At 55.4% G+C, this 25,209-nt stretch carries 23 protein-coding genes and 1 tRNA gene; 16 read left to right on the plus strand and 8 right to left on the minus strand.

Features of this window, described 5'->3' with window-relative positions; all coding sequences use genetic code 11:
- Positions 1–14: 14 nt before the first annotated feature.
- The 8 genes from DL88_RS04540 to recA all read right to left on the minus strand — a co-directional run bounded on the left by DL88_RS04540 (position 15) and on the right by recA (position 10,712).
- Positions 15–1,226: a YcjF family protein gene (locus DL88_RS04540; RefSeq protein WP_245270620.1), complete on the minus strand. Its 1,212-nt coding sequence runs from the start codon at positions 1,224–1,226 to the stop codon at positions 15–17.
- Positions 1,226–2,716 (minus strand): YcjX family GTP-binding protein, encoded by a 1,491-nt coding sequence (locus DL88_RS04545; RefSeq protein WP_034992601.1) that lies wholly within the window; start codon positions 2,714–2,716, stop codon positions 1,226–1,228. Before DL88_RS04545 ends, DL88_RS04540 begins: the two co-directional genes overlap by 1 nt.
- Before the next feature lie 267 nt (positions 2,717–2,983).
- Entirely contained in the window at positions 2,984–4,054 is a 1,071-nt protein-coding gene (locus DL88_RS04550; protein ID WP_156970935.1) for a hypothetical protein, read from the minus strand.
- Between the two features lie 434 nt (positions 4,055–4,488).
- Complete coding sequence (locus DL88_RS04555; protein ID WP_034992604.1) at positions 4,489–5,001, minus strand: SixA phosphatase family protein; 513 nt, start codon at positions 4,999–5,001, stop codon at positions 4,489–4,491.
- Positions 5,002–5,157: 156 nt separating this feature from the next.
- On the minus strand, positions 5,158–5,559 hold the full coding sequence (locus DL88_RS19210; RefSeq protein ID WP_051955587.1) for a phasin family protein: 402 nt from the start codon (positions 5,557–5,559) through the stop codon (positions 5,158–5,160).
- A 254-nt stretch (positions 5,560–5,813) separates the two neighbouring features.
- The gene (locus tag DL88_RS04565; protein WP_034992607.1) at positions 5,814–5,993 is read right to left on the minus strand and encodes a DUF1328 domain-containing protein; all 180 of its coding nucleotides are present in this window, start codon (positions 5,991–5,993) and stop codon (positions 5,814–5,816) included.
- A gap of 604 nt (positions 5,994–6,597) precedes the next feature.
- Complete coding sequence (gene alaS / locus DL88_RS04570) at positions 6,598–9,282, minus strand: alanine--tRNA ligase (RefSeq protein WP_034992609.1); 2,685 nt, start codon at positions 9,280–9,282, stop codon at positions 6,598–6,600.
- Between the two features lie 359 nt (positions 9,283–9,641).
- Complete coding sequence (recA, locus tag DL88_RS04575) at positions 9,642–10,712, minus strand: recombinase RecA (protein ID WP_034992986.1); 1,071 nt, start codon at positions 10,710–10,712, stop codon at positions 9,642–9,644.
- Between the two features lie 265 nt (positions 10,713–10,977).
- Between recA and DL88_RS04580 the strand changes: the two genes are divergently transcribed.
- From DL88_RS04580 to nuoK, 16 genes are all read left to right on the plus strand, one after another.
- Entirely contained in the window at positions 10,978–11,481 is a 504-nt protein-coding gene (locus tag DL88_RS04580; protein ID WP_034992610.1) for a hypothetical protein, read from the plus strand.
- A 300-nt stretch (positions 11,482–11,781) separates the two neighbouring features.
- Entirely contained in the window at positions 11,782–12,096 is a 315-nt protein-coding gene (locus DL88_RS04585) for a hypothetical protein (protein WP_034992611.1), read from the plus strand.
- A 570-nt stretch (positions 12,097–12,666) separates the two neighbouring features.
- Positions 12,667–13,443 (plus strand): COG3904 family protein, encoded by a 777-nt coding sequence (locus DL88_RS04590; RefSeq protein WP_156970936.1) that lies wholly within the window; start codon positions 12,667–12,669, stop codon positions 13,441–13,443.
- A gap of 351 nt (positions 13,444–13,794) precedes the next feature.
- Positions 13,795–13,871, plus strand: a tRNA-Asp gene (locus tag DL88_RS04595).
- Between the two features lie 1,218 nt (positions 13,872–15,089).
- Positions 15,090–15,455, plus strand: a complete 366-nt coding sequence (locus DL88_RS04610; RefSeq protein WP_034992991.1) for an NADH-quinone oxidoreductase subunit A — start codon at positions 15,090–15,092, stop codon at positions 15,453–15,455.
- Positions 15,446–15,985 (plus strand): NuoB/complex I 20 kDa subunit family protein, encoded by a 540-nt coding sequence (locus DL88_RS04615; RefSeq protein WP_051955589.1) that lies wholly within the window; start codon positions 15,446–15,448, stop codon positions 15,983–15,985. Before DL88_RS04610 ends, DL88_RS04615 begins: the two co-directional genes overlap by 10 nt.
- Positions 15,986–16,188: 203 nt before the next feature.
- A complete protein-coding gene (locus DL88_RS04620; RefSeq protein WP_034992993.1) occupies positions 16,189–16,827 on the plus strand; it encodes an NADH-quinone oxidoreductase subunit C in 639 nt (212 codons plus the stop codon).
- Positions 16,828–16,889: 62 nt separating this feature from the next.
- Complete coding sequence (locus DL88_RS04625; RefSeq protein ID WP_034992620.1) at positions 16,890–18,080, plus strand: NADH-quinone oxidoreductase subunit D; 1,191 nt, start codon at positions 16,890–16,892, stop codon at positions 18,078–18,080.
- Between the two features lie 40 nt (positions 18,081–18,120).
- The gene (gene nuoE, locus DL88_RS04630) at positions 18,121–18,768 is read left to right on the plus strand and encodes an NADH-quinone oxidoreductase subunit NuoE (protein WP_034992624.1); all 648 of its coding nucleotides are present in this window, start codon (positions 18,121–18,123) and stop codon (positions 18,766–18,768) included.
- Positions 18,769–18,782: 14 nt separating this feature from the next.
- Complete coding sequence (nuoF, locus tag DL88_RS04635; RefSeq protein WP_034992627.1) at positions 18,783–20,093, plus strand: NADH-quinone oxidoreductase subunit NuoF; 1,311 nt, start codon at positions 18,783–18,785, stop codon at positions 20,091–20,093.
- A 60-nt stretch (positions 20,094–20,153) separates the two neighbouring features.
- On the plus strand, positions 20,154–20,435 hold the full coding sequence (locus DL88_RS04640) for a hypothetical protein (protein ID WP_034992630.1): 282 nt from the start codon (positions 20,154–20,156) through the stop codon (positions 20,433–20,435).
- Between the two features lie 101 nt (positions 20,436–20,536).
- The gene (nuoG, locus tag DL88_RS04645) at positions 20,537–22,612 is read left to right on the plus strand and encodes an NADH-quinone oxidoreductase subunit NuoG (protein WP_034992633.1); all 2,076 of its coding nucleotides are present in this window, start codon (positions 20,537–20,539) and stop codon (positions 22,610–22,612) included.
- Between the two features lie 15 nt (positions 22,613–22,627).
- The gene (gene nuoH, locus DL88_RS04650; protein ID WP_034992636.1) at positions 22,628–23,656 is read left to right on the plus strand and encodes an NADH-quinone oxidoreductase subunit NuoH; all 1,029 of its coding nucleotides are present in this window, start codon (positions 22,628–22,630) and stop codon (positions 23,654–23,656) included.
- A gap of 107 nt (positions 23,657–23,763) precedes the next feature.
- Positions 23,764–24,252, plus strand: a complete 489-nt coding sequence (gene nuoI / locus DL88_RS04655; protein WP_034992639.1) for an NADH-quinone oxidoreductase subunit NuoI — start codon at positions 23,764–23,766, stop codon at positions 24,250–24,252.
- An 11-nt stretch (positions 24,253–24,263) separates the two neighbouring features.
- Entirely contained in the window at positions 24,264–24,872 is a 609-nt protein-coding gene (locus tag DL88_RS04660; protein ID WP_034992641.1) for an NADH-quinone oxidoreductase subunit J, read from the plus strand.
- Positions 24,873–24,898: 26 nt separating this feature from the next.
- Positions 24,899–25,207: an NADH-quinone oxidoreductase subunit NuoK gene (gene nuoK, locus DL88_RS04665; protein ID WP_034992644.1), complete on the plus strand. Its 309-nt coding sequence runs from the start codon at positions 24,899–24,901 to the stop codon at positions 25,205–25,207.
- The last annotated feature ends 2 nt before the right edge of the window (positions 25,208–25,209 follow it).

Consider the following 25,209-nt stretch of genomic DNA (forward strand, 5'->3'; position numbering starts at 1 on the left):
CATCCGAACATGCTCTAAGCTTTGTCCCCTTTCGGCGTTGTGAACAGAAACGGCGCGACATCGCCAACGCTTGGGGCTCTCTTTTCGGCGAAAGGCATGGGCCGGCAGACCGCCATAGCGGAAAGACCGACACGGGCCGTGAGTAGGCCGTTCAAGACGCCTTCACCTAGACGGGCGGAAACCTTCGCCGCGATCCCATGACCCAGGAATTGTTGGAGGATCGTATCGCCCGCCGCCATGGTGCCGGTGATGGCGAGATGCGCCCCGACCGAACGCAAGAGTTTCAAAAAGCCCAATAGTCCCGGGCGTCCGCCATAAAGGACCGCGATAGAGCGGATAAGGCGAAGGCTTTGGGCGGCAACGAACAGCACATCGAGAATCGCGCGCGGCGCAAAAGTCGTCACGACCGACACACGTTTGGCGGCATTGGCGATCTCGTGTTGCACTTTGATGTCGAGCGGCACAATGAGTGTACGTTCGGCAATATCGATCAAATCACGTCCGTCGATGATTTCTTTTGTGAGATCATCGAGGTGAACACGGGCCTGGGCGGTTTCTATGCGATCTTTATAGAGAACGCCTAATTCCATGACCAGTTTGCGCGCGGCCTGTCCGTCATCATGCTCCCTTGCGCGCGCAAATTCCTGATGCAGCACCGCTATATGGCGCTGGCGCATGATACTGAGTACTTCGCGCGTGATGATTGCCAGAAGCGCCAGAAGCATCAAACCCGCGAGCAGGAGGCCGATGATGCCGAGTGATGGCGCGCGGGCGTAAAGGTCCTCGATCAGACGATCGAGCCAGAGGCCGAAAGTGAGCGAGGCGAGGGCGCCGAGTGCGCCCCAGAACAGGCCGCTCCAGGAAAACAGGGCGCGCCGCGCCAGGCTTGGCAACATTCCCTGCGCCTGCGCTTCCTCCACGGCCGCTTCGCCATTGTCCTCATCCAGGGGCACCCCCATCAGGGCTTCGGCCTCCTGTTCAAAGGGATCCACTTCCTGTTCGATCACCCGTGCCTTTGGCCCATTCTGCGGCTCATCCTGCATGGAAAAGCTTCTCGGGGGGCGATCGGCAGCTGCCTGCGGACGCTGTGCTTCCTGTTTTTGCTCCTGAGCAAGGGAAGCCGGCTCCGGCTGCATGCTGCCGGCATCGGATTGCGGCGGCTCTTTTGCCGGAGAGGCGCTGGAGAGGCGGAAGGCGCGAGGGGGCCGTTTGGCGTCGTTCTGCATCAATTCAGCCTGTCGCCGAGGAGAAATTCGAAAGCCCGATCGAGCCGGATATGGGGCAATGGCAACACGGTGCCTTCGGGGTTACGGACCGGCAGGGGCGGGCGAAACCGCACGAAGCGATAATCTGAAGCGGCCGTGCTGCCCGGCTGCGGCGGCTGAAAAATCAGTTTCGGATCCTTGGGCAGATCGCCCGGAAAGATCGCGGCTTCTTCATATCCGTCGAAAATCTCGCCATCGATGTTTTCCCCGGCGAGGGGTGTTCCGATGACGGCTTCCAGGGCGGTTCCGTCTTCGCCGCTGACCATGGCTTCCCGCGTCGCGCGCACGGCAGCCATGGCGATGACATCGATCGTCGCTCCGCCGGCTTCGGCGCGGCTGATCGCACGATTGGTGAGATAGCGTAGAATGGCTTCGAGCCTGTCGTGACTCGTATGATGCAGATGATCGGCTTTTGTTGCCGCAAACAGAATCTTGTCGATCTTCGGCCGCAACAGGTTGGTGAGGAGGTTGCCGTGGCCGACACGGAAGGCGACGAGAATGTCGCTCAAGGCGGCTTCGAGATCGCGGACCGCAGCCGCGCCGGCATTCAGCGCCGACAGCGCATCGACGAGAACGATCTGTCTGTCGAGGCGGACGAAATGATCGCGGAAGAATGGTCTGACGATATGGGTTTTATAGGCCTCGAAACGGCGTTCCATCATCCCGGCGAGACTGTGGGCGGGATAGGCGATGCCTTCCTCGAGCATCAATGGCGAGAAGGTCAGGGCAGGGGATCCGGCGAGATCGCCCGGCATCAGAAAACGGCCGGGCGGCAGCACGGAAAAAGCATAAATATCGGCGCGGCAGCCCTTCAAATAGGTGGTGAAAAGCTCCGCCGCTTCGCGCGCGGTTTCTTCAGCCATTCCCATCTTCGGATCGAGTTGCCCGATGAAATGTCGCCATTCCTCAGCCAGCGTGGCTCGGGCCGGAGAGGCGGAGGCTTCCAGCGTCTCGCGTGACCATTCAGCGTAGCTTTTGTCGAGAAGCGGCAGGTCGAGCAACCATTCGCCGGGATAATCGACGATATCAATGGTCAGTGTTTTCTGTTGTCCATTGGGCCGCTCGAATTCGAGGCGTAGCCGTAATTCCGAAATCTGAGAGGTTGATTCGGGCCAATGGCGGGTGCCGGTATCGCCCTTTGGTCCATGCAGCGCCTCCAGATGTTTTTCATAAGAGAAACGCGGCACCGCGTCATCCGGCTGCGGCTCGAGTTCGCCGCGCGTCAGTCTTCCCTCAGCCTGGACACGAAAGACGGGGAGGGGATTTTTGCCACGCCGCAGGCTGGGCCTTGCCGCTTTCGTCAACTGGTCGATCAAAGCAGTGATGAAGACGGTCTTGCCGGCGCGCGAAAGCCCCGTCACACCAAGCCGCAAATGCGGTCCAGCGACCATATCGCCGAGGTTCTGGGCGATGATCTGCGCCTCGAAAAGGAGATCTGACAGAAAAGACAAGGGAGAGAAGTTCCGGCTGGCGAGGCTTGGCGATTAAATGCCCGGCAATCAATCGGTCAAGCGTTCAGATAGGAGAGGAATAATGTCTCGCTCGCTTCCTTTCAAATGAAAGGACGATCAAATGAGAGAAAGGGGAGACATCTTGATGCTTCCGCGGGGCACGAATTTCCTGCCCCCGCATTCTTGGGACCGTTGGAGATTCCCGAGAGTGCTCCGTGATGCGAAGCTTCCGCCTTGCTATCCTGGAAAGAGACAAGCGTTTGTCCGTTAGCGCAACATTTTGCCCGCTGATGTGGCTGCAGCTCGGACATCCTTCTCCTGCTTGGGGATGGCGCTTGCCCATTGACGGTGCGCGCGGGCGATTGCCGCTTCGATGAGATCCATGCGCACATCGAGCGGGCCGATTTCAACTTGCGCCATATTGGAGAGAACCCGCGCAAGATTGGGTGTGGGCGTGCCGTCCTCCTCGAAAAGGTGCAAGTCGCTGTCGGGGCCGTCAGCCACGCCCTGGCTCGCGCGTACCGCATAATTCTGAATCCTTTGGGGATCGTCTAGACAGGCGGTCATGGGCAGACCCGAAGATATAAGCGTATCGATTCGTTCGGTCGGCGCGAAGGAAGGCATCGTTGGAATATTCATCGATCGCGTCAGCGATGAGGTCGAGGGCCTTGTCGCCGTAGTGGTCATCACGGAGGTTCGCAGCGAATGGGAAAGCGAATCTTCGCCCATGCCGACGGCTATTTCCGGAGCGTGCATCATCGTCAGCGCGTAGGAATGTCTGACTATGGATTTTCGCCGCAGCACGTTGAAAACGCTGCGCACGCGACCGCTTCTGGCCGCGACTCTCGGGCGTCTTATCACGGGCGCTGCGGCGGCAACGCGCGGCGCTGCCTCAGGGGAAGCACATGGGGAAGGCGCCCAACGACTGATAATGGCGCGTGCGGTCCGGCGATGATAGTCGACATAATAGCGCTTGAGGAGAACGGCAGCGACTGTCGCGCCCTCGACGGCGGAGGAAAAGGCGACGTGGCTTTCCGCATCGATGGCGACCGTTCCGTTCCAGCCCGCATGTTTCACGCACCAATAATTATTGAGTTTGACGCAACGGGGAGCGGAAACCTTGGCCGCTGTGAACATTTTTACCGCCGCGTCGGTCGGGGAGAGAGAACGCGCGGCCTCCAGGCGCCAATTGACGACGCTGCGTTCCTTAGGAAGAAAATAGGCAAGTGAAGCGGAAGGTTCCGGCAGCTCCGGCATCGCCGCTTCGCCGGTTCCCGCAAGGCCAATGAGCGCTAGGCGAAGCGATAGACCATAGGCGAAGGCAAGGAGATCGATCACGGCCACTACCTCCAGATAGATTGTTCCGACGCCAATGCATGCGGCCCAATTGCTCCGCGTTGCCCGGCGAGAGGGTCTTTCCGAAATGAGCCCTTGTGGTGGCGGGGCTGATCTCTAACAAACATCACGAATCAGATCACCTGGCGAGCAACCCGAGGTGATCGAGCTTATTGGACAATGACCGGCGCAATATTCGATCTGTTTCCGTCTCGATGAAGGCCGTTTTTACAAAACCGCTACGGCGCGACTTTTCCATGGCGAGCGCGGGATATCAATGCCATCGATCCGCGTTGGGGTTTCTTGGTGCGCGAAGAGCATCTGTGAGAAAGATTAAGGATATGAAAATATTCTCATTTCCTTATTTTAGTTTCTTTGCAACAAGCAACGCGCTGTCACTGCCGCCTCATCATGCGCGGCGACTTTGAAGGAAATCATCAGCCTGATGAGAGATTGTCCGGCACAATGAAACGAAGAAGCTGGCTATGGCGAAGCAGATCCGGGGAACCAAATGGTTGCTCGAAAGAAAAAACTGCCAAGCTGGCCGGCGGGAATCCCCTTGAAAGATTGTAGAGATCGGGACCAGGGCCCTGAACGGCAAGCATCCGGGCAAATTCCCCAATCGCGGGATTATGACCGACAATCAATACACTAGTGAGATAAGTCGGCATGCCACGCACGAAATCCACGAGCCCGGACAAGGGGGCATTGTAAAGCCGTTCGTCCAGAAACAGATCCGGCAAAACATCGGATTGAGCAAAGGTTAGGGAAAATGTCTCCCTGGCCCGCATGGCGGTGGAGACATAGGCACGCTCGGGTATCCATCCCTGATCGCGGAGGAATGTTCCAATACGCGCGGCTTCCAATTGACCCTGTCGCGTCAATGGACGGTCAATATCTTTATGAGTGTTGGCTGCCTGAGCATGACGGAGAAGCAGGAGGCGCGTCACGCGTGATCCAGATGAAGTCGAGTGGTCAATGAACAAAGCATAAAGTGAACCGCCCTAAAAGCAAGAGCGCTTCAAGGGCGGTGAAAATGGTTAAACGCTTCAATATCTTTTTAAGGAGTCGATCAGCGTTAATAGCAATTAATTCCGAGTTTCAATTTATTTATTGACGATATCGGAAAGACGTTCAACGTTGGAGGTCGCGGTCTTGACGACATTATCCGTCGCCTGGGCCGCAGTCTGAAGGGAGTGCTGAAGCGCTTCCTGATATGATTTCGTCAATTCTGTTGGAAAAGTGGAAACCAGTTCACCCAGGCGTTTTGTACGCACGGCTGCTTCTTCGAAAACTTCCTTAACGTAAGCTGTCTGTATCGCGACAACTTCTTCAAGGCTATGCGCGTTTCTAAGCTTTTCAAAAGTCTGCGTCGCATGGTCGAAAGACTGTTTCGACATTTGCGTGATTTCGCCAGCCAAAGTTTGAAAGTTCTTAGTCGTGCTGCTCAGGCTGTTGAGCGCCACGTCAATACCAGACGTCAGAGGTGTTTTTGGATCTTGAGCCATCTATCATTGTCTCCATTAGCCAATGAGCATGCGCGAGGCATCATAAACATGCGACTATGACAAGACCAAGCAGAAACTTAACAAAATCATTCCATCGATAGACATAGTTTAGAGCATTCGATGATATTGCGTCATTCCATGACGAATCAGTCGAAGTAAATTCTCTTTTGCTGCCCGTCTGGCACATCGTGAATGAGCACGACGAATGCGATCTATTTAAGAGTGGATATGCACAACAGATCATAGAGTCAGCATCAGGATCTGCGAATCAGGCTCATGATGAGAGAGATCACCAATAACACCAATGCTACCCAAAAGAGCAGTCGTGCTCCTTCCATGGCAGTGCCGGCGACACCCCCAAAGCCGAGAACGCCAGCAATAATGGCAACCAGCAGGAACGCCAAAGCCCAGTAGAGAAGATTTCCAAAATTCATGGTCATTCTCAACGCAAATTATTTGAATATTAACAATTCACCATTTGTTTAGGTTCCGAATCAAAAATTACTTTTCCCGGAAACTTTCGTAAGCCATTATAAGATATAATGAATCAGCAAAATTGAATATTCTTGACTGCCGTTTGGCTGAGACGATCCGGGTATCCAATGCGGAGCAATTTCGGCTCGACTGATCGCTTGGGGACGTTTGTCAGAAGCGTTTGTTAAGGTCCACTCGTAAGGTAATAGTTTTATTTACCGTTCCGAAATGCATGACGATGCAATGCAATCGGTATTACTCGAGTAAATCAGCTTATTTGAAAACTATTCCGCTTTTTTAAGCTGGTCCTGACTGGAAACGTCAGGCCGCTCCTGTTCATTTAAGGAAAATCGCACGATCGAAGGCAGTCCTGGCGATTGATTCCGAAAGCATGGAATGAGATGCGGTTAACCCATATCTCAATAGGGCTATTTTGAGCAGTTTAGAATGGTAACGCGGTTCAATTTACTTGAAACGACTTTGCAGATTTTGTCTATTTGTTCAGAAATATCTTACAAGCTCTCACTTGTAGTTAAGCCCGCTCATGAGAATGCTGCATCCCTTTCAGGATGCAGCAAGGACCGTGTGCAACGCAGCCTCGACAGCCGCGAGAGAGGCTTCGGCCGCTTGTCCATTCGGACCGCCTGCTTGCGCCATATCTTTCCGTCCGCCGCCGCCTTTACCACCAAGAGGTTCCGCAGCGATACGAACCAGGCTGACGGCATCGAAACGGTCGATCAAATCATTCGTGACGCCAATGACGACACTTGCCTTGCCGTCTTCGGCAACGCCGATGACGGCAACGACCCCTGAGCCGATTGTTTGTTTGGCTTGATCGACCAGGGATTTCAAATCCTTCATGTCGACTCCGGTCACGACATGCGGGAAAAATTTGATCCCATCAATCTCACGCCACGTGGTTGTCGATTCGCCATCACCTTTCATTGCGAGTTTCTTGCGCGCGTCACTCAGGTCGCGATCAAGTTTACGCCGTTCCTCGATCAGACTGGCGAGGCGTTTGCCGGCTTCCTCCTCCGGGCTTTTAAGCTGCATCAGAAGCGTATGCAGCACATTGGCCCGCGCATTCAGATGATGGCGCGCGGCACTGCCGGTCTTGGCTTCGATTCGCCGCACGCCAGCCGCAACCGGCCCTTCGGAGACGATGGTGAGAAGGCCGATATCGCCAGTTCTCGTTACATGTGTCCCACCACAAAGTTCTACGGAAAATGGTGAGAGCGGCTCTGTTGGATCCGTCGCCTTTTCCTCGTCATAGCCCATGGAGACGACACGGACCTCTTCGCCATATTTTTCGCCAAAAAGCGCGCGTGCGCCGGATCCCATCGCATCTTCTATGCTCATCTGCGTCGTTGCGACGGGTGCATTTTCGAGGATGATGCGGTTGGCGATATCTTCGATTTTCTGCCACTCTTCGGGGGTGACGGGCTTCGGATGGGAGAAGTCGAAACGCAGACGCTCCGGCGTGACGAGAGAACCCTTTTGGGCGACATGATCGCCGAGAACCTGCCGCAAAGCCTCATGCAGGAGGTGGGTGGCGGAATGGTTGGCGCGTACCGCCGAGCGGCGTTGATGATCGACGAGCGTACGCACCTCGAGTCCCGGTGTCACGCTTCCTTCCTCGACGACACCTTCATGAATGAAGAGATCGCCCAGCTTCTTTTGCGTGTTCTCCACTTTGAACCGCATGCCGGGCGCGATGATATGGCCGGTGTCGCCGACCTGGCCGCCAGATTCTCCGTAGAAAGGAGTCTGATTCAGAATCAATACGCCTTTCTGCCCGGCGTCGAGGTGATCAACCCTGGTGCCGTCCTGAAGAAGTGCCTGGACGAACGCCTCCGCCTTTTCCGTTTCATATCCCAAAAATTCGGATGGACCGAGCTGTTCACGCAGGGCAAACCAATGAGTATCCGTTGCAGCCTCTCCGGAGCCGCTCCATGCTTTGCGGGCCTCGGCGCGTTGCCGCTCCATCGCCCTTGTGAACCCTTCCGTATCGACACTGAGATTACGGTTGCGCAGGGCATCCTGCGTCAGATCGAGTGGAAATCCGTAGGTGTCATAGAGGCGAAATGCGATTTCGCCGGAAAGAATTCCTCCTTCACCGAGGCTGCGCGTTTCCTCTTCGAGCATGGAGAGACCACGCGCGAGCGTCGCTCGGAAACGAGATTCCTCCAGGCGCAGGGTTTCGACGACAAGAGCTTCGGCCCGTAGGAGTTCCGGATAGGCCTGCCCCATTTCCCGCGTCAACGCGGGGACGAGACGCCACATCAGGGGCTCTTCCGCGCCGAGCAATTGGGCATGGCGCATAGCCCGGCGCATGATGCGACGCAGGACATAGCCGCGCCCTTCGTTTGAAGGCAATACGCCATCGGCGATGAGGAAAGAGGAGGCGCGCAGGTGATCGGCAATGACCCGGTGGCTCGCCCGCATGGGGCCATCTGGATCGACGCCGGTGGCTTGAGCCACGGCAAGGATCAGCGTCCGCATGAGATCGATATCGTAATTCGACGTCACGCCTTGGAGGAGGGCGGCGATGCGTTCGAGCCCCATACCGGTATCGATCGAGGGCTTGGGCAGAGCAATGCGATCGCCTGGACCGCGTTGCTCGTACTGCATGAAGACGAGGTTCCAGAATTCCAGGAAACGGTCACCGTCTTCATCGGCGCTGCCGGGAGGCCCGCCGAATAATTTGTCGCCCTGATCGAAAAAGATCTCTGAACAAGGACCGCAGGGGCCTGTATCCCCCATCGCCCAGAAATTATCGGATGTAGCGATACGGATGATCTTCGAATCCGGAAAACCGGCGATTTTCTTCCAGAGGTCGAAAGCCTCGTCATCATCGTGATAGACGGTGACGAGTAGCCGATCCTTTGGTAGGTCAAAGACTTGAGTAATCAGCTTCCAGGCAAGCTCTATCGCCACCGGTTTGAAATAATCTCCGAAGGAGAAATTCCCGAGCATCTCGAAAAAAGTGTGATGGCGGGCCGTATAACCCACATTATCGAGATCATTGTGCTTGCCGCCGGCGCGTACGCATTTCTGCGCCGTGGAAGCGCGGCTATAGGGTCGTTTCTCAATACCGGTGAAGAGATTTTTGAACTGCACCATACCGGCATTGGTGAACATCAATGTCGGGTCATTGCGGGGCACGAGAGGCGAGGAAGCGACGATCTCATGGTCGTGCTTGCGGAAAAAATCCAAAAAGGCCGCGCGGATCTCATTGACACCGTTCATATCACTCAAACCATGTTCCGGGCCCGGTGGCCCTCTGAATATTTTACTCACATATAGACTTTGCGCACCAAAGTCATAGAGGGAACATAATCAGGCGCGACGGGCATAAAAATCCGATGGGACCAAGAGAAACGCAGAGCTCCTGAAGCGGATTGTGCGTTTGGTCGTTTTCTAAAACATTGAAAATATTCTACTTTCTAGGAGTGTTTCCGAATATTTCCGGAAACACTCCGGCCAAAAGTCAGCAGGGAACGATCTGGCTGACTTTAAGATCTGTCAAACGGATCAGGACGACATTCTCTCGAATTACCGTCAGACTGGCGATCGCGAGTTGACAATCCCGCTAGTCGACGGTCTCGTTAAAGATCATCTTCCTCCGCTTCTCCCACATTGAGGATGCGGTCGGCGATGAGACCGGAATTTTCCCGGATTGCCGCTTCAATCTTTTCTGCAGCTTCGGGATTATTCTTGAGGAAGGTTTTGGCGTTTTCACGTCCTTGGCCGAGCCGCTGGCTGTCGTAGGAAAACCAGGCGCCGGATTTCTCGACGACGCCGGCCTTCACACCAAGATCGACGAGCTCGCCGACCTTGGAAATGCCTTCGCCATACATGATGTCGAATTCGACCTGTTTGAAAGGCGGAGCGACCTTGTTCTTGACGACTTTGACCCGCGTCTGATTACCGGTGATGTCCTCGCGATCTTTGATCGAACCGATGCGGCGAATGTCCAGCCGGACAGAGGCATAGAACTTCAGAGCATTTCCGCCGGTCGTCGTTTCCGGGCTGCCATACATGACGCCAATCTTCATGCGAATCTGATTGATGAAGATCACCATGGTTTGGGAACGGGAAATCGAGGCGGTCAGCTTGCGTAGGGCCTGGCTCATGAGCCTTGCCTGCAGCCCGGGTTGATTATCACCCATTTCTCCCTCGATCTCGGCGCGTGGCGTCAAAGCCGCCACCGAGTCGACGACGAGCACGTCGATCGCGCCGGAGCGAACCAGAGTATCGGTGATTTCGAGCGCCTGTTCACCCGTATCGGGCTGCGAGATGAGGAGATCGTCAAGATTGACGCCGAGCTTGCGGGCATAGACCGGATCAAGAGCATGTTCCGCGTCGATGAAAGCGCAAGTGCCTCCGCGCTTCTGCGCTTCGGCAATGACATGCAGAGTGAGCGTCGTCTTGCCGGAGGATTCAGGCCCGTAGATTTCGATGACGCGACCACGCGGTAGGCCACCGACGCCGAGGGCGATGTCAAGGCCGAGTGATCCAGTTGAAATCGTTTCGATTTCTATGGCTTTCTGGCTCTTGCCAAGACGCATGATCGAGCCCTTGCCAAAAGCCCGTTCGATTTGCGACAGGGCGGCATCGAGCGCCTTGGTCTTATCCACGGAAGTTCCTTCCACGAGGCGAAGATTCGATTGTGACACGACACCCATCCTTCTGGCACGAGCCTTGTGCAGGCGCAATCATTGTGGATGGAATGTACTTGTTTTGTTCTCTTCCGCAAGAGGATTTTCAGAACTTTATTCTTCTCATGCCAAGCGTTCGACGCGGCGCGGGAGGATTTGGTGATTGATGAATTTCAGCGATCGGCGGCGAAAGGATCTGCCTGAACATTCCCTTGTTTAATGGTGTAGTTTTTGCTTACCATCGGCGAAAACCGATCCAATGTCGTGATGGTAACGCGCGCCCATGTCTGAATCTCAAACGCCTATAAAACTCCGCGTGCCGGATGATCTCATCAATTTCGGTGAGGTTCCGCCAGAGGTGAACGAGATATTGCAGCGTGGCGTCGCGCTTTATCGCCATGATTCCGAGGGGGCCGATAAAGCATTTCGCGAAGCCCTGATGCTCGATCCAGAGGCTCTCCCGACCTATCTCTGTCTTTATAAAATCCATACATATCAGGGCAATCTCGACGAAGCGCTGGCAATCGCCCTGGCCGGGCTGGCGGAAGCTGCACGTCAGGCGGGGCTCGATCCCGACTGGCGGCTGTGGAAAACCGAGCAGATTCCTTCAGACGTGAACAGTCCCGGCCATTTTGCTCTTTATACTTTGAAGGCACTGGCCTTTATTCATCTGCGGCGCGATGAGAGCGCAATTTCACAGACCTACCTGGCCAAGCTTGCTGAACTCGGAGCCATGGAAAAGGTCGGCGGCAGCGTCATCGCCGCTCTTGCTGCAGGCGTAAATTGAGCCGCATCGCTTTATGAGCAGCGGGAAACGGCCGCCGAATGCTCTCTGTATACGCGCTTCGAGCCAGTGGTGAATACGGATAATTCCGCGGCCAGAATGATGGACCGAAAATTGCTCGTTCTTGTTAGCGCAGGCTGGAAGGCCGTGAGTCGTTTCGGGCAGTTCCGTAGCACTCTGGCTAAAACAGGCATATTTTCAAATCGTTTGAATCGCGTCGTGATTCTGCGCAAAACGAAAATGCTTTAAAAGCCTGCTTGTGCAATGCCCTTACAGGGATCGGTCAAACGAGGTTAAGACAAGATGGAAACGGTTTTCATTAGGGAAACTTCCGACGGGCGCAAGATCGAGGTCATTGGAGCCAATGTCTGCGTGGATGGGAAACCTGTGGCCAATTCGCTTGTGTCACTAAAAGATCATCCCAATCGCGAAGCCATTCTCTTTGCTCTTCCCAATGCTGCTTTCATGGCGGGTCCGGTGGTTTTGACGGCTGAGGAAGCCTCCGTCGCCCGTGGTGCGCTCGCCGCCGCCAAGCCTGCAATGACGGATCCTGTCGAGATTTCGGAACGATTCCGGTCGGCCTGGAATTCGCGTAATCACGAAGCCGGCATCGAATAGGTCTGCTGGTTCAGCACACGTCTACAATCTGGTGTTGGAGCAGCTCGGATGTTTTCCGAACTGCTCCCAATGGCGCTTTCGGCGCTCCTATAGCATGTCCCCTGATATCATTGTTATTTAAAGTTTTCGTATTGTTCGATGCGTTGTCAAAATTGGAAAATGCGTGAGATATAATTATGTCTCTCGGTCATTTTGTTTCATGCATCGTTTGTCTGGCAGAGAAGAGTCTGGTTTCTGAAGCGCGACGCTGACGCTTGTTGGGGCGTGAACCGCGCCAAACCCGCGAGCCGCGCCAAACCTATGAAGTTTTTGATCTGGCCATGTTTTTCGGCGGCCGAATCTTGAATTTTCTCTTATCCTTTCTCCGAACTCCGGTGTGTTGAAAGCCGGTGGCTCTCCGTTCGTCGTAACGGCAACGATCACAACGCTCTAAACGTGCGTTGCCTTCACCCGAAAGGCTGGTTGAAAGATTAATGACGAATTATAATCTCAATTCCATGCAGAAGAAGAAACATCAGCTTGAGCTTGACGTTCGGCGGTTCGTTTCGGAATTGAACAACAGGTGAGGAAATGCTCTGGAATAAAAAACAGAGAGAGCATAATAATTGTTATCAACATGTGAGGACTATATTTTTAATTATACTTATTAATATTTGTGATTTGATTGTTGGAAGCTTTTCGGGTTTCCCGCGCGTCGCGCGGCCGCAAACTAAGCCGGCGCTTTCCCATTTGGCACTAACATTCGGTTTGGCTGTTTTCGCCCTTTTTCTCACTCCTGAGGCGCGTGCCGAGCCCATGGAGTTTCATCTTGTGCCGCGTACTTCCTTAACGGGTTGTTCCGCCGATTGCCGTATTGTCGTCATGGAAGGGGACATTACCGATGCGACCCCCGACGCCTTCCTGGAGTTCATGCAGGCTCATGGCCTAAAGCATGGACCGCAGCCTATCGTCTATATCCATTCGAATGGCGGTAAGGTGATGGCCGCGATGGAGCTTGGCAAGATCTTTCGCCACTTTGGCGTGACGGCCGTCGTGGGGCGTTTTCAGGGCAACGGTAAGATAAGCGGAGCGCACTGCTACTCAGCCTGTGTCTATGCGCTGATGGGCGCGCGCAAGCGCGTCATTCCGCTGGAGAGTGAACTGGGCCTGCACAGGATGTATCTCGTTTCCATCGAGGGGCGCCAGCAGGACGATGGCGAAATGAAACAGGTATTGGAACATTATACGCGATCGATGGGTGTGAGTCCCAATGTCATCGTAACGGCTGAACATATGCGTCCGGACGATGTTTATATCGTCAGTCGAGAGGAAATCAGCAAATGGCGTCTGGGAACGGCGACGTTGTGACGGTTCGCGGGCCGAGGCGACAGGTGGCAGCGGCATCAATTGTTGCCGCGGGAAGATTTCTCGCAGGAATCGGTTAGGTCTGGTGGTGAGCGTCGCTGAACGGTTGCAGGGCCTTCGAGGATGTGAGGCAGTAGGGCGGCGATCCCGCCGCGATTAGATTCGGGTCCTCCTGACCTCCGGATCGATCGCTTCGACCTGTGGTAGAGCCTTTTCCTGCAACTTATTGGTGGCTGATCGAGAAATGCAGGCTTCGGAAAACGAAAAAATGCGACCGGACCGCTTTCGATGCTTGACTTCAATCGCTGCCTATCTTACCTGGACGACCACCGCAGCGGAATGCTTCGCGGGAATGGGGGAGTAGCTCAGCTGGTTAGAGCGCCGGCCTGTCACGCCGGAGGTCGCGGGTTCGAGCCCCGTCTCTCTCGCCATTCAAGATGGTAAAAAGTAGCGCAGATTTTTGACAATAATCTTAAACTAATCTGCCTCGAATTTCAAAGCAAAGTGATCTTTCGTTGAAGTGGCAGGTCGCAAATGATCTGCCAATTGACTTGTGTGGCAGTCCGCTCAGTGCGTTGAGATCCATCCTCATTTGCTGTCATGCTTCTTCGCCTTGACCTTGCGTTAAGACGTGAGCCTCTCGATAAGGCTGGGGCTTTTCGCAGCACCTCGCTTCGCAATTCGAAATCTTTGAAAACGCTATCGCTTTTCTCGACAGACCGGCTCAAAAATCATCCATGAGTTCGGAGAGCGAAAAGAGTGAATGGTCGATAGCCGATCCTTTGAAGCTCGTCCAAACGACAGAGTTCATGCGAGCCGCAGCCTTTGACGCCTCCGGTCTTTTTTCTCTTAGCTATAACTTTGTCATTGGTTTATCGACGCTTTTGGCAGTTGCAAAAGAGCTCCGGAATTTTGCGCTCGCTCGCTCGTGACCAGAGATTCTCTTGCGTGGTCGATTGTGCTGCGATAGGCATCGCTCAACGCAGGATGGATTTGGATCGATTCTCAATCCTCTCCGTCACTCCTGTTGTTCCTACCTGGTGATTTCTTTCCGATTTTGGCTAGTTTTGCTTTTATTTCTGCTAGAACGGGGATAAGTCGCGGCGATTGGTAGCCAAAATGTTGCCCTGGCCAAATCTCGCGATTTGGTCTCAGGGCAGGTGGCTTCCCGCCGAGCCTCATTGGTCAAGAAGGTCGCGATCGATGAGATTGCCTGAGAGTATTGTCGAGCCGGAGTCTGTTGAACCCGTCTCCTCACGTTGGACGAACACGAACAAAGACCGTTCAAGGTCTTGAAATTTTTCTCTCGCTTGAGACCGGCTTGCGACTTTGGGTCTTTATCGCGAATAAAGATCGATATTTGCGGCGAGAGGTAAACTTGGACAAAAGTTCGGAAGGAAGGCTGTCCCAGCCTGAATTCCAAACCAAGGAAGGTATTGACGATGGGAGCTTGGCCTTAGATTTCGCGGGCCTGGGTATCCAAATCCGGCGGCCATACTTCGCTGCCGTATCGTAAATACCGCGACGAATCGATGTGTTATCAACGCTTCGTTTCGCCTTGAAAGAGTGCAGGAGCAAAGCTCTGTTCGCTCTTAACCTATTGAGCATCGGACGGAACTGCGGTCGTTCTTTGCTCTGGAGGCATGTTGATGCTGAACCTTTTCGATCAATATCTGCCGCTCGTCGTCTTTGCCGGTGTTGCTGCTCTTATTGCCGGCGCCCTGCTCGTCGCGCCGTTCCTCGTCGCCTTTAAGGCGCCGGATCCGGAAAAGCTTTCCGCCTATGAATGCGGTTTCAACGCTTTTGACGATGCGCGTATGAAGTTCGACGTGCGTTTCTATCTCGTCGCGCTGCTCTTCATCGTCTTCGACCTCGAAGTTGCCTTTCTGTTTCCCTGGGCAATTGCCTTTCGCTATGTCGGCGATTTGGGCTTCTGGTCGATGATCGTGTTTCTTGCCATTTTGACGGTCGGCTTCATCTATGAATGGAAGAAAGGGGCGCTCGAATGGGATTGATCCCCGCAAGCCAGTCTACGGCGCCGGTACCTTCGCAGGATGCCTATTTCCTGTCGATCAACGATCAGCTGGCCGACAAAGGTTTCCTCGTCACATCGACAGATGAACTCATCAATTGGGCCCGCACCGGTTCCTTGATGTGGATGACCTTTGGTCTTGCCTGTTGCGCCGTCGAAATGATGCAGATGTCGATGCCGCGTTATGATTGTGAGCGGTTTGGCTTCGCGCCGCGCGGATCGCCGCGTCAGTCAGACGTCATGATCGTAGCGGGCACGCTGACCAACAAAATGGCGCCAGCTTTGCGCAAGGTCTATGATCAGATGCCAGAGCCTCGCTATGTCATCTCCATGGGCTCCTGCGCGAATGGGGGCGGCTACTACCATTATTCCTATTCCGTAGTGCGTGGTTGCGACCGGATCGTTCCCGTCGATATCTACGTTCCCGGATGTCCTCCTTCGGCTGAGGCTCTCCTTTACGGCGTGTTGCTACTGCAGAAGAAGATACGCCGGACCGGCACGATCGAACGCTAAAACCAAATCTCGATGAGCATGCCTCCTTGAGAATTGGATTCCGAGAATTGGATTCTGGAATTTGGCCCCCGCGACTGCGGGGCGGCGGGTTTCCGCCGGACGTCACTGATCGCAACAGGTTGGGATCAGTGAGAGTTGATATAAGACCAGATCAGGCGCCGCGATCAATTGTGGTACGAGACAGTCGCGAGGAAGAATCGATGATGGATAATGAGCGTCGGGAATTGCTGCACCAGGAACTTAAGCAGCATGGCGACGCGATCGTCGCGGCTCTGCCCGGGGCGATCAGCGACGTTAAGGTTGCCTTCGGTGAATTGACATTGACGGTGCAAGCTTCGCGCCTGATCGAGACCGTTACCTTCCTGCGCGACGATTCTTCTTGCCTCTATGTATCTTTCATTGATCTGACAGCGGTGGATTATCCGCTGCGTGAGCATCGCTTTGACGTGGTGACGCATTTGTTGTCGCCCAAACAGAATCGGCGTATCCGCATCAAGGTCGAAACCGATGATATGACGCCCGTACCTTCCCTGGCGGCGCTTTATCCAGCCGCCAATTGGTTTGAACGTGAGGCTTATGACTTCTTCGGCGTCACTTTTTCGGGCCATCCGGATCTGCGCAGGCTCCTCACAGATTATGGCTTCGACGGTCATCCTTTACGCAAGGATTTCCCAATGACGGGCTATGCCGAAGTTCGTTATGACGACGAGCAGAAACGTGTCGTCTACGAGCCGGTGCGGTTGGTTCAGGAGTTCCGCAATTTCGATTTTCTCTCTCCATGGGAAGGGGCGATTGATTACGTCCTGCCAGGCGACGAGAAGGTCAAGCATAATCCGCAATGAACCTGTGATGCCTATGCGACCCCCCCTGCGCAAGGTTCAGGCAAGAATCATGAGTTTGTATCATGAGCGATAATCCGGTCCGCAATTTTGCGATCAATTTCGGCCCCCAGCATCCGGCGGCGCACGGCGTGTTGCGGCTCGTGCTCGAACTCGACGGCGAGGTGGTTGAACGCGTCGATCCGCATATCGGTCTCTTGCATCGCGGGACCGAGAAGCTGATGGAAGCACGCACCTATTTGCAGAACGTGCCTTATTTCGACCGGCTCGATTATGTCGCGCCTATGAATCAAGAACACGCCTTCTGTCTCGCCATTGAAAAATTGCTCGGCATAGAGGTGCCACGCCGGGGGCAATTGTTGCGGGTTCTCTTCTGCGAAATCGGGCGGATCCTGTCGCATCTTCTCAATGTCACGACCCAGGCCATGGATGTGGGTGCGCTGACACCGCCGCTCTGGGGCTTCGAGGAACGCGAGAAGCTCATGGTTTTCTATGAGCGGGCTTCCGGCGCGCGCATGCATGCGAATTATTTCCGGCCGGGTGGTGTTCATCTCGATTGCCCGCCGCAGCTCATCGATGATATCGGCGCGTGGTGTGATCCATTTCTTAAAACCGTTGATGATCTCCAGGATCTTTTCATTGAAAATCGCATCTTCAAACAGCGCAACGTCGATATTGGCGTCGTAAGTCTTGAAGATTGCTGGCGCTGGGGCTTTTCCGGGGTCATGGTTCGCGGATCTGGTGCCGCCTGGGACTTGCGCAAGGCCCAGCCCTATGAATGTTATGAAGAGATAGACTTCGACATTCCGGTCGGCCGACATGGTGACAATTACGACCGCCAGGTCATCCGCATGGAGGAAATGCGGCAGTCAACCAAGATCATGAAGCAATGTATCGAGAAACTTTCGCGTGCGGACGGCAAGGGGCCTGTCGCAACGCCGCATCATAAGGTCGTGCCGCCATCGCGCGCGGAAATGAAGCGGTCAATGGAAGCGCTGATCCATCATTTCAAGCTTTACACCGAAGGCTTCCACGTTCCTGCGGGAGAGGTCTATTGCGGCGTCGAGGCGCCGAAGGGCGAGTTCGGTGTCTATCTCGTCTCGGATGGAACCGATAAGCCTTATCGCTGCAAGATACGCGCTCCCGGTTTTGCCCATCTTTCGGCAATGGATTTCCTCTGCCGCAAATCCATGCTCGCCGATGTCAGCGCCATTCTGGGGTCGCTCGATATCGTGTTCGGTGAGGTCGATCGATGAACAGGTTGCCAGTCGAACTCGTTGTTATGGAGGTGCAAGGATGAGTAACCGCCGCTTGGCCGAAATTCAGCCTGACTCCTTCGCCTTCACGCCGGCCAATGAAGAAATCTGCAAGCAGCTCATCGCCAAATATCCTGAGGGGCGCCAGGCTTCCGCAGTGATTTCGCTTCTCTGGCAAGCGCAGAAGCAACATGATTACTGGCTGCCGAAGCCGGCCATCGAAAAAATCGCTGACATGTTGAACATGCCCTATATCCGCGTGCTCGAAGTCGCGACCTTCTACACGATGTTCAATCTGGAACCGGTCGGGCGTTTCTACATTCAGTTTTGCGGCACCACGCCCTGCCTCATCGCGGGTGCCGACGAAATCAAGGCTGTCCTTGAAAAACGTGTCGGTCCCGAAGCAACGGTGACGAGCGACGGCCTGTTCAGCTGGCGTGAGGTCGAATGTCTGGGTGCTTGCTGTAATGCTCCCATGGTGCAGATCAACGACGATTATTATGAAGATCTGACGCCGGAAAATTTTAACCAGCTGCTCGATGATCTCGCCGCGGGCCGTCCGGTACGGGTGGGTTCGCAGACGGGGCGTGTCTCGTCTGAGCCCATGGGCGGTCTCTCCGCCTTGACATCCTTATACGGTACCGATGGCCTGAGCGGGCCGCAATCGGTCAAGCCGGCGCAGAAATAAGAGAGGGATTGTCCATGCTAGAGGACAAGGACCGCATCTTTACCAATCTCTATGGCTTTGGAGATTGGAGCCTCAAGGGGGCCCGGGCACGCGGCGCCTGGGATAATACCAAAGGCCTGATCGAAAAAGGCAAGGACTGGATCATCAATGAGATGAAGGCGTCGGGGCTGCGCGGCCGCGGCGGTGCCGGTTTTCCGACCGGGCTCAAATGGTCCTTCATGCCGAAGGCGGATCCAACGCGTCCTTCCTACCTCGTGGTCAATGCCGATGAATCCGAGCCCGGCACCTGCAAAGACCGGGAAATCATGCGCAACGATCCGCATCTCTTGATCGAGGGGTGTTTGATCGCCTCGTTCGCGATGGAGGCGCATGCCTGCTACATTTACATCCGCGGCGAATATATTTTCGAGCGCGAAAGGCTTGAGGCCGCCATCGCCCAGGCTTATGAGGCCAAGCTCGTCGGAAAGGACAATATCCACGGTTGGCCCTTCGATATTTACGTCCACCATGGCGCCGGCGCCTACATTTGCGGTGAGGAAACAGCGCTGCTCGAATCGCTCGAGGGCAAGAAGGGCATGCCGCGCATGAAGCCGCCGTTCCCGGCTAATATGGGGCTCTATGGTTGTCCGACGACAGTGAATAATGTCGAATCGATCGCTGTAGCGCCGACGATCCTGCGCCGGGGCGCTGCATGGTTTTCTGGGTTCGGCGCCAAGAATAACGCGGGCACCAAGCTGTTCTGTATCTCTGGTCACGTGAACAAGCGCTGCAATGTCGAGGAAGCCATGTCGATTCCCTTCCGGGAATTGATCGACCGCCATTGCGGTGGCATTCGCGGTGGCTGGGACAATCTCCTGGCGGTCATTCCCGGCGGATCATCGGTTCCCTGTGTCCCGGCCCATGAGATTATCGACGCGCCGATGGATTTCGATACGTTGCGCGGATTGAAATCCGGTCTTGGTACGGCGGCCGTGATCGTGATGGATAAATCCACTGATATCGTGCGCGCCATTGCCCGTCTCAGCCATTTCTATAAACACGAAAGCTGTGGCCAGTGTACGCCTTGCCGTGAAGGAACGGGCTGGCTGTGGCGTGTGATGATGCGTATGGCGGAAGGCCGCGCGCAGAAGCGTGAGATCGACATGTTGCTCGATGTCACCACGCGGATAGAAGGGCATACAATCTGTGCGCTCGGCGATGCGGCCGCATGGCCGGTGCAAGGCCTCATCCGGCATTTCCGTTCCGAGATTGAAAAGCGCATCGACGAATATGCGGCCAATCCGCATAGCGAGCCAGTTGGTGATTTCGGCGTCGCGGCGGAATGAGCGACGATCGCGGATGCAAATCGCGCGATTACGAATTTTTGTTCGTCCAAAGGCATTCTTATGAGTAAAGACAGGGATGCCTCGGTTCAGGAATCACTCTATCGCCTCGAGACGTTGTTTGCGCGGACACAGGAAGATTTCAAGGATCTCCAGGAACGTCTGACAATGATCGAGAAAGGGCAGGCGGGAGGTTCGGGCTCCGTGAGCGCTCAGGTCGAGGTGCTCCTCGCCGGCCTCGGTGGTCGGCTCGATCAGCTCGACGAACGTCTGCACCGCATTGAACATCGTTTGGGTCTTGTGCTTGAGCATTTTGGTCCTGGCACATCGAATGTCGATAGATGAATGTTGTCTGACGATGTGATGGGTGTATGCGGCCGTGGTGCGGCCGGCTTGATGACTGGTTTGACGATCCGTGCCTGGATCCGCAATTTGGAGCCTGAAAGATGAGTAAACTCATCGTCGATGGCATAGAAATCGACGTGCCACCGGAATATACGCTGCTTCAGGCCTGCGAGACCGCAGGTGCGGAGATTCCACGTTTCTGTTTCCACGAGCGCCTTTCGATTGCCGGCAATTGCCGTATGTGTCTGGTCGAGGTCAAGGGCGGTCCGCCCAAGCCTGCGGCCTCCTGCGCCATGGCGGTGCGCGATCTGCGCCCGGGGCCCAATGGCGAGCCGCCGGAAGTCTTCACCAAATCGCCCATGGTGAAGAAAGCCCGCGAAGGCGTCATGGAATTTCTGCTCGTCAATCACCCGCTCGATTGCCCGATATGCGATCAAGGCGGTGAATGCGATCTGCAGGATCAGGCGATGGCCTTTGGCGTCGATTCCTCCCGCTATATCGAGAACAAGCGCGCCGTCGAGGACAAATATATCGGCGCGCTCGTGCGGACCTCGATGAACCGCTGCATCCATTGCACACGCTGCGTCCGTTTCACGGCCGAAGTCGCGGGCACCAGTGACATGGGTGCGATCGGTCGCGGCGAGGATATGGAGATCACCACCTATCTCGAAACAGCGATGACCTCCGAACTGCAGGGGAATGTCGCCGATCTGTGTCCCGTCGGGGCGCTGCTGCCCAAGCCTTACGCCTTCAAGGCGCGTGCCTGGGAACTGTCCAAGACCGAAGCGATCGATATAATGGATGCTTTGGGTTCTGCCATCCGCATCGATACGCGGGGCAGGGAAGTCATGCGTATTCTCCCGCGGCTCAACGATGCCGTAAATGAGGAATGGATTTCCGACAAAGCCCGGCAAATTGTTGATGGTTTGAAGGTGCGGCGTCTCGACAGACCCTATATCCGCAAGGACGGCAAGCTTGTCGCAGCAACGTGGCAGGAGGCTTTTGCAGTCATTGCAGAGAAGGTGAAAATGACGACAGCCGATCGTATCGGCGCTGTCGCTGGCGATCTCGCCAGCCTCGAAGATCTCTTCGCGCTGCAAAGTCTTATGCGCCAAATCGGAACCATCAATCTGGACGCCCGGCAGGATGGCGTGAAGCTTGATCCCAAATTCGGCCGCGCGAGCTATCTCTTCAATCCTTCGATTGAAGGTATCGACGAAGCCGATGCTCTGATGATCGTCGGTTCGAACCCGCGCAAGGAAGCTCCGGTTTTCAATGCGCGTATTCGCAAACGCTGGCTCAAGGGCAATTTCCCCATTGGGCTTATCGGCGAAAAAGCGGATCTGACTTATCCTTATGAATGTCTTGGCGCGGGTCCCGAGACGCTTGCGTCATTCCTTGGTCTTCCTTCGGCCAAAAAAGAAAAGCCTGTCCTGCTCGTCGGCCAAGGGGCTCTGGCCCGCCCGGATGGCGAAGCAGTGCTTGGTCTCGCGATCAAGGTGGCTGTGGCGCTCGGCGTCATCAAGGATGGCTGGAACGGTTTCGGTATCCTGCATACGGCGGCGTCGCGCGTCGGTGCGCTCGATCTCGGTTTCGTGCCAGGACAGAAGGACGGCGTGAAGGGGCTTGATACGCAAGCTATGACCAAGGTCGGCGCGCTCGATGTTCTGTTCAATCTCGGCGCCGATGAAATCACCATAGAGCCGGGCGCTTTCGTCGTCTATCAGGGCACGCATGGAGACCGCGGCGCATCGCGCGCCGATGTCATTTTACCTGGCGCGACCTATACAGAGAAATCGGGTCTCTACGTCAACACGGAAGGGCGCGTGCAATTGTCCGATCGGGCCAATTTCCCGCCGGGAGAGGCGCGTGAGGATTGGGCCATTCTTCGCGCCTTGTCGGATGTGCTCGGCACGCGTCTGCCTTTCGATTCCCTGGCTGGTTTGCGCGGCGCGCTTTATGCGGCGCATCCCCATCTCGCCGAGATCGATGGTATCGCCGTGATTGATCCAATCGATCCGTCCCGTTTTGGGGGCCTCGGCGAGCCGGATGGCAAAATTCCCTTCGTCTCTCCGGTCGTTGATTTCTACGCAACCAATCCAATCGCTCGCGCCTCCGCCGTAATGGCTGAATGCTCGGCCTTGGCCCAGGGCTTGGCGCGACAAGCGGCCGAATAAGCAGACAGGTGTGCGATGAGCGATACTAGCTGGGTAATTCCTTTCCTCCTGATGATCGTCAAGAGCCTCGTGCTCCTGGTGGTCCTCCTCGTCTTCATCGCTTACGTGCTCTATGCCGACCGCAAGATCTGGGCGGCGGTACAATTGCGGCGCGGACCGAATGTCGTCGGTCCTTATGGGCTCTTTCAGAGCTTCGCCGACATGCTCAAATTCGTGTTCAAGGAGCCGGTCATCCCGGATGGCGCGAACAAAGGCATTTTCCTTCTCGCGCCATTCGTTATGGGGATGTTGTCGCTCGCTGCCTGGGCGGTCATACCGTTGAGCGACGGCTGGGCCATCGCCAATCTGAACGTCGGTGTTCTCTATATTTTCGCCATTTCGTCGCTCAGTGTTTATGGCGTCATCATGGGCGGCTGGGCGTCGAACTCCAAATATCCATTCCTATCGGCACTGCGTTCTGCAGCACAGATGGTTTCCTATGAGGTTTCGATCGGATTTGTGATCGTGACCGTCTTGCTCTGCGCCGGTTCACTCAACCTCAATGATATCGTCGTCGCGCAGGATACGCGTTTCGGTCTTCTCGGCTGGTATTGGCTGCCGCTGTTTCCGATGTTCGTGATCTTCTTCATCTCGGCGCTTGCGGAAACCAACCGCCCGCCTTTCGACCTTGTCGAGGCGGAATCGGAACTCGTCGCCGGCTTTATGGTGGAATATTCGTCGACGCCATACATGATTTTCATGCTCGCCGAATATGTGGCGATCATGACCATGTGTGCGTTGTTGACCATCATGTTCTTCGGCGGCTGGCTGTCGCCCATTCCATATCCGCCCTTCACCTGGGTGCCAGGCGTCATCTGGTTTACGCTGAAAGTCTGTCTGTTCTTCTTCATGTTTGCGATGGTGAAGGCGTTCGTGCCGCGCTACCGCTACGATCAGCTGATGCGGCTTGGCTGGAAAGTCTTTCTTCCGATCTCCCTGTTCATGGTCATCGTGGTGGCGAGCGTGCTGCACTTCACCGGCTGGGGCGCGGGATTGGGCCAATAGGCCGGAACCGGCGAACGAACCTGAGGGTCTGAACCGGAAGCACTTGAGCGGAAAGAGCTGGTTCCTGCCCGCCCGCTAATGGAAACGGAATTCTGCAAGGGAAAGCTATGAGACTCGATTCTGCCGCCAAGGCGCTTTTTCTCAAGGAGTTCGTCGGTGCTTTTGCGCTGTCCATGCGCTACTTCTTCAAGCCACGGCCGACATTGAACTATCCGCACGAAAAGAACCCGCAATCGCCTCGCTACCGGGGCGAGCACGCTCTGCGGCGTTATCCCAATGGCGAGGAACGCTGCATCGCTTGCAAGCTCTGCGAGGCGATCTGTCCAGCTAAGGCTATCACTATTGAAGCGGGGCCACGCCGCAATGACGGTACGCGGCGCACGACGCGTTACGATATCGACATGGTGAAATGCATCTATTGCGGCTTCTGCCAGGAAGCCTGCCCGGTGGATGCCATTGTCGAGGGACCGAACGCCGAATTCGCTGTCGAAACCCGAGAAGAACTTTACTACGACAAGCAACGCCTCCTCGACAATGGCGCCCGTTGGGAGCGTGAGATCGCTCGCAATATCGCGCTCGACGCACCCTACCGGTGAGGAATACGACCATGGACGTGCCCGCGTTTTTCTTCACTTTATTTTCGACGGTCATGATCGTATCGGCCATCCTGGTCATTGCCGCGCGCAATCCGGTCCATTCCGTCCTCTTCCTGATCCTTGCCTTCTGTAATGCGGCCGGTCTTTTCGTCATGCTCGGCGCTGAATTTCTGGCGATGATACTCGTTGTGGTCTATGTCGGCGCGATAGCGGTGTTGTTCCTCTTCGTCGTCATGATGCTGGACGTCGATTTCACGGAATTCAAACAGGGTTTCCTCCAATATCTGCCCATTGGCGCCTTGATCGGTGCAGTGGTGCTCGTTGAGCTCTTTCTCGTGCTTGGCAATTGGGTAGCGGGTTCTGGCTCCGTCGCCGCCGTCACGACGCCGGTGCCGCCCGGCATGACGAATACGATGGCGCTCGGCCGCGTTCTTTACACGCAATATGCCTATCTGTTCCAGGGCGCGGCTTTGGTGCTGCTCACCGCCATGATCGGCGCCATTGTCCTGACGCTGCATCACAAGGTCGGTGTCAAGCGTCAGAATATTGCCGAACAAAATGCCCGCACGCCCGCCGACGCGATTGAAATCCACAAGGTGGCTTCGGGCAAGGGACTCTGACGTCACATGTTAAAGAGGTTGAAACCATGACGGTTCCTCTCACTCAATATCTTCTGGTCGCCGCGATCCTGTTCACAATCGGTATCGCCGGCATCATTCTCAACCGGAAGAATATCATCATCATTCTGATGTCGGTGGAATTGATCCTTTTGTCGGTCAATATCAACCTAGTCGCCTTCTCGGCCTATCTCGGAGATCTCACCGGACAGGTTTTCGCCTTGTTCATTCTGACGGTCGCAGCGGCGGAAGCGGCGATCGGTCTCGCCATTCTCGTAACCTTCTATCGAAACCGCGGTTCGATCGCGGTCGAAGATATCCATTTGATGAAGGGTTGAGC

It is taken from the genome of Beijerinckia mobilis (genome assembly GCF_000745425.1).
In the GTDB taxonomy this organism is placed as follows: domain Bacteria; phylum Pseudomonadota; class Alphaproteobacteria; order Rhizobiales; family Beijerinckiaceae; genus Beijerinckia; species Beijerinckia mobilis.

Bases quoted from the DNA above. Each gene is read 5' to 3' on its own strand.
- DL88_RS04585 (WP_034992611.1), top strand. From the start codon at position 11,782: ATGGAAACGGTTTTCATTAGGGAAACTTCCGACGGGCGCAAGATCGAG.
- DL88_RS19210 (WP_051955587.1), bottom strand. From the start codon at position 5,559: ATGGCTCAAGATCCAAAAACACCTCTGACGTCTGGTATTGACGTGGCG.
- DL88_RS04615 (WP_051955589.1), top strand. From the start codon at position 15,446: ATGGGATTGATCCCCGCAAGCCAGTCTACGGCGCCGGTACCTTCGCAG.
- alaS (WP_034992609.1), bottom strand. From the start codon at position 9,282: ATGAACGGTGTCAATGAGATCCGCGCGGCCTTTTTGGATTTTTTCCGC.
- DL88_RS04640 (WP_034992630.1), top strand. From the start codon at position 20,154: ATGAGTAAAGACAGGGATGCCTCGGTTCAGGAATCACTCTATCGCCTC.
- nuoG (WP_034992633.1), top strand. From the start codon at position 20,537: ATGAGTAAACTCATCGTCGATGGCATAGAAATCGACGTGCCACCGGAA.
- nuoI (WP_034992639.1), top strand. From the start codon at position 23,764: ATGAGACTCGATTCTGCCGCCAAGGCGCTTTTTCTCAAGGAGTTCGTC.
- DL88_RS04660 (WP_034992641.1), top strand. From the start codon at position 24,264: ATGGACGTGCCCGCGTTTTTCTTCACTTTATTTTCGACGGTCATGATC.
- nuoK (WP_034992644.1), top strand. From the start codon at position 24,899: ATGACGGTTCCTCTCACTCAATATCTTCTGGTCGCCGCGATCCTGTTC.
- nuoH (WP_034992636.1), top strand. From the start codon at position 22,628: ATGAGCGATACTAGCTGGGTAATTCCTTTCCTCCTGATGATCGTCAAG.
- DL88_RS04580 (WP_034992610.1), top strand. From the start codon at position 10,978: ATGTCTGAATCTCAAACGCCTATAAAACTCCGCGTGCCGGATGATCTC.
- nuoE (WP_034992624.1), top strand. From the start codon at position 18,121: ATGAGTAACCGCCGCTTGGCCGAAATTCAGCCTGACTCCTTCGCCTTC.
- DL88_RS04565 (WP_034992607.1), bottom strand. From the start codon at position 5,993: ATGAATTTTGGAAATCTTCTCTACTGGGCTTTGGCGTTCCTGCTGGTT.
- nuoF (WP_034992627.1), top strand. From the start codon at position 18,783: ATGCTAGAGGACAAGGACCGCATCTTTACCAATCTCTATGGCTTTGGA.
- DL88_RS04610 (WP_034992991.1), top strand. From the start codon at position 15,090: ATGCTGAACCTTTTCGATCAATATCTGCCGCTCGTCGTCTTTGCCGGT.
- DL88_RS04590 (WP_156970936.1), top strand. From the start codon at position 12,667: ATGCTCTGGAATAAAAAACAGAGAGAGCATAATAATTGTTATCAACAT.
- DL88_RS04625 (WP_034992620.1), top strand. From the start codon at position 16,890: ATGAGCGATAATCCGGTCCGCAATTTTGCGATCAATTTCGGCCCCCAG.
- DL88_RS04620 (WP_034992993.1), top strand. From the start codon at position 16,189: ATGGATAATGAGCGTCGGGAATTGCTGCACCAGGAACTTAAGCAGCAT.
- DL88_RS04540 (WP_245270620.1), bottom strand. From the start codon at position 1,226: ATGCAGAACGACGCCAAACGGCCCCCTCGCGCCTTCCGCCTCTCCAGC.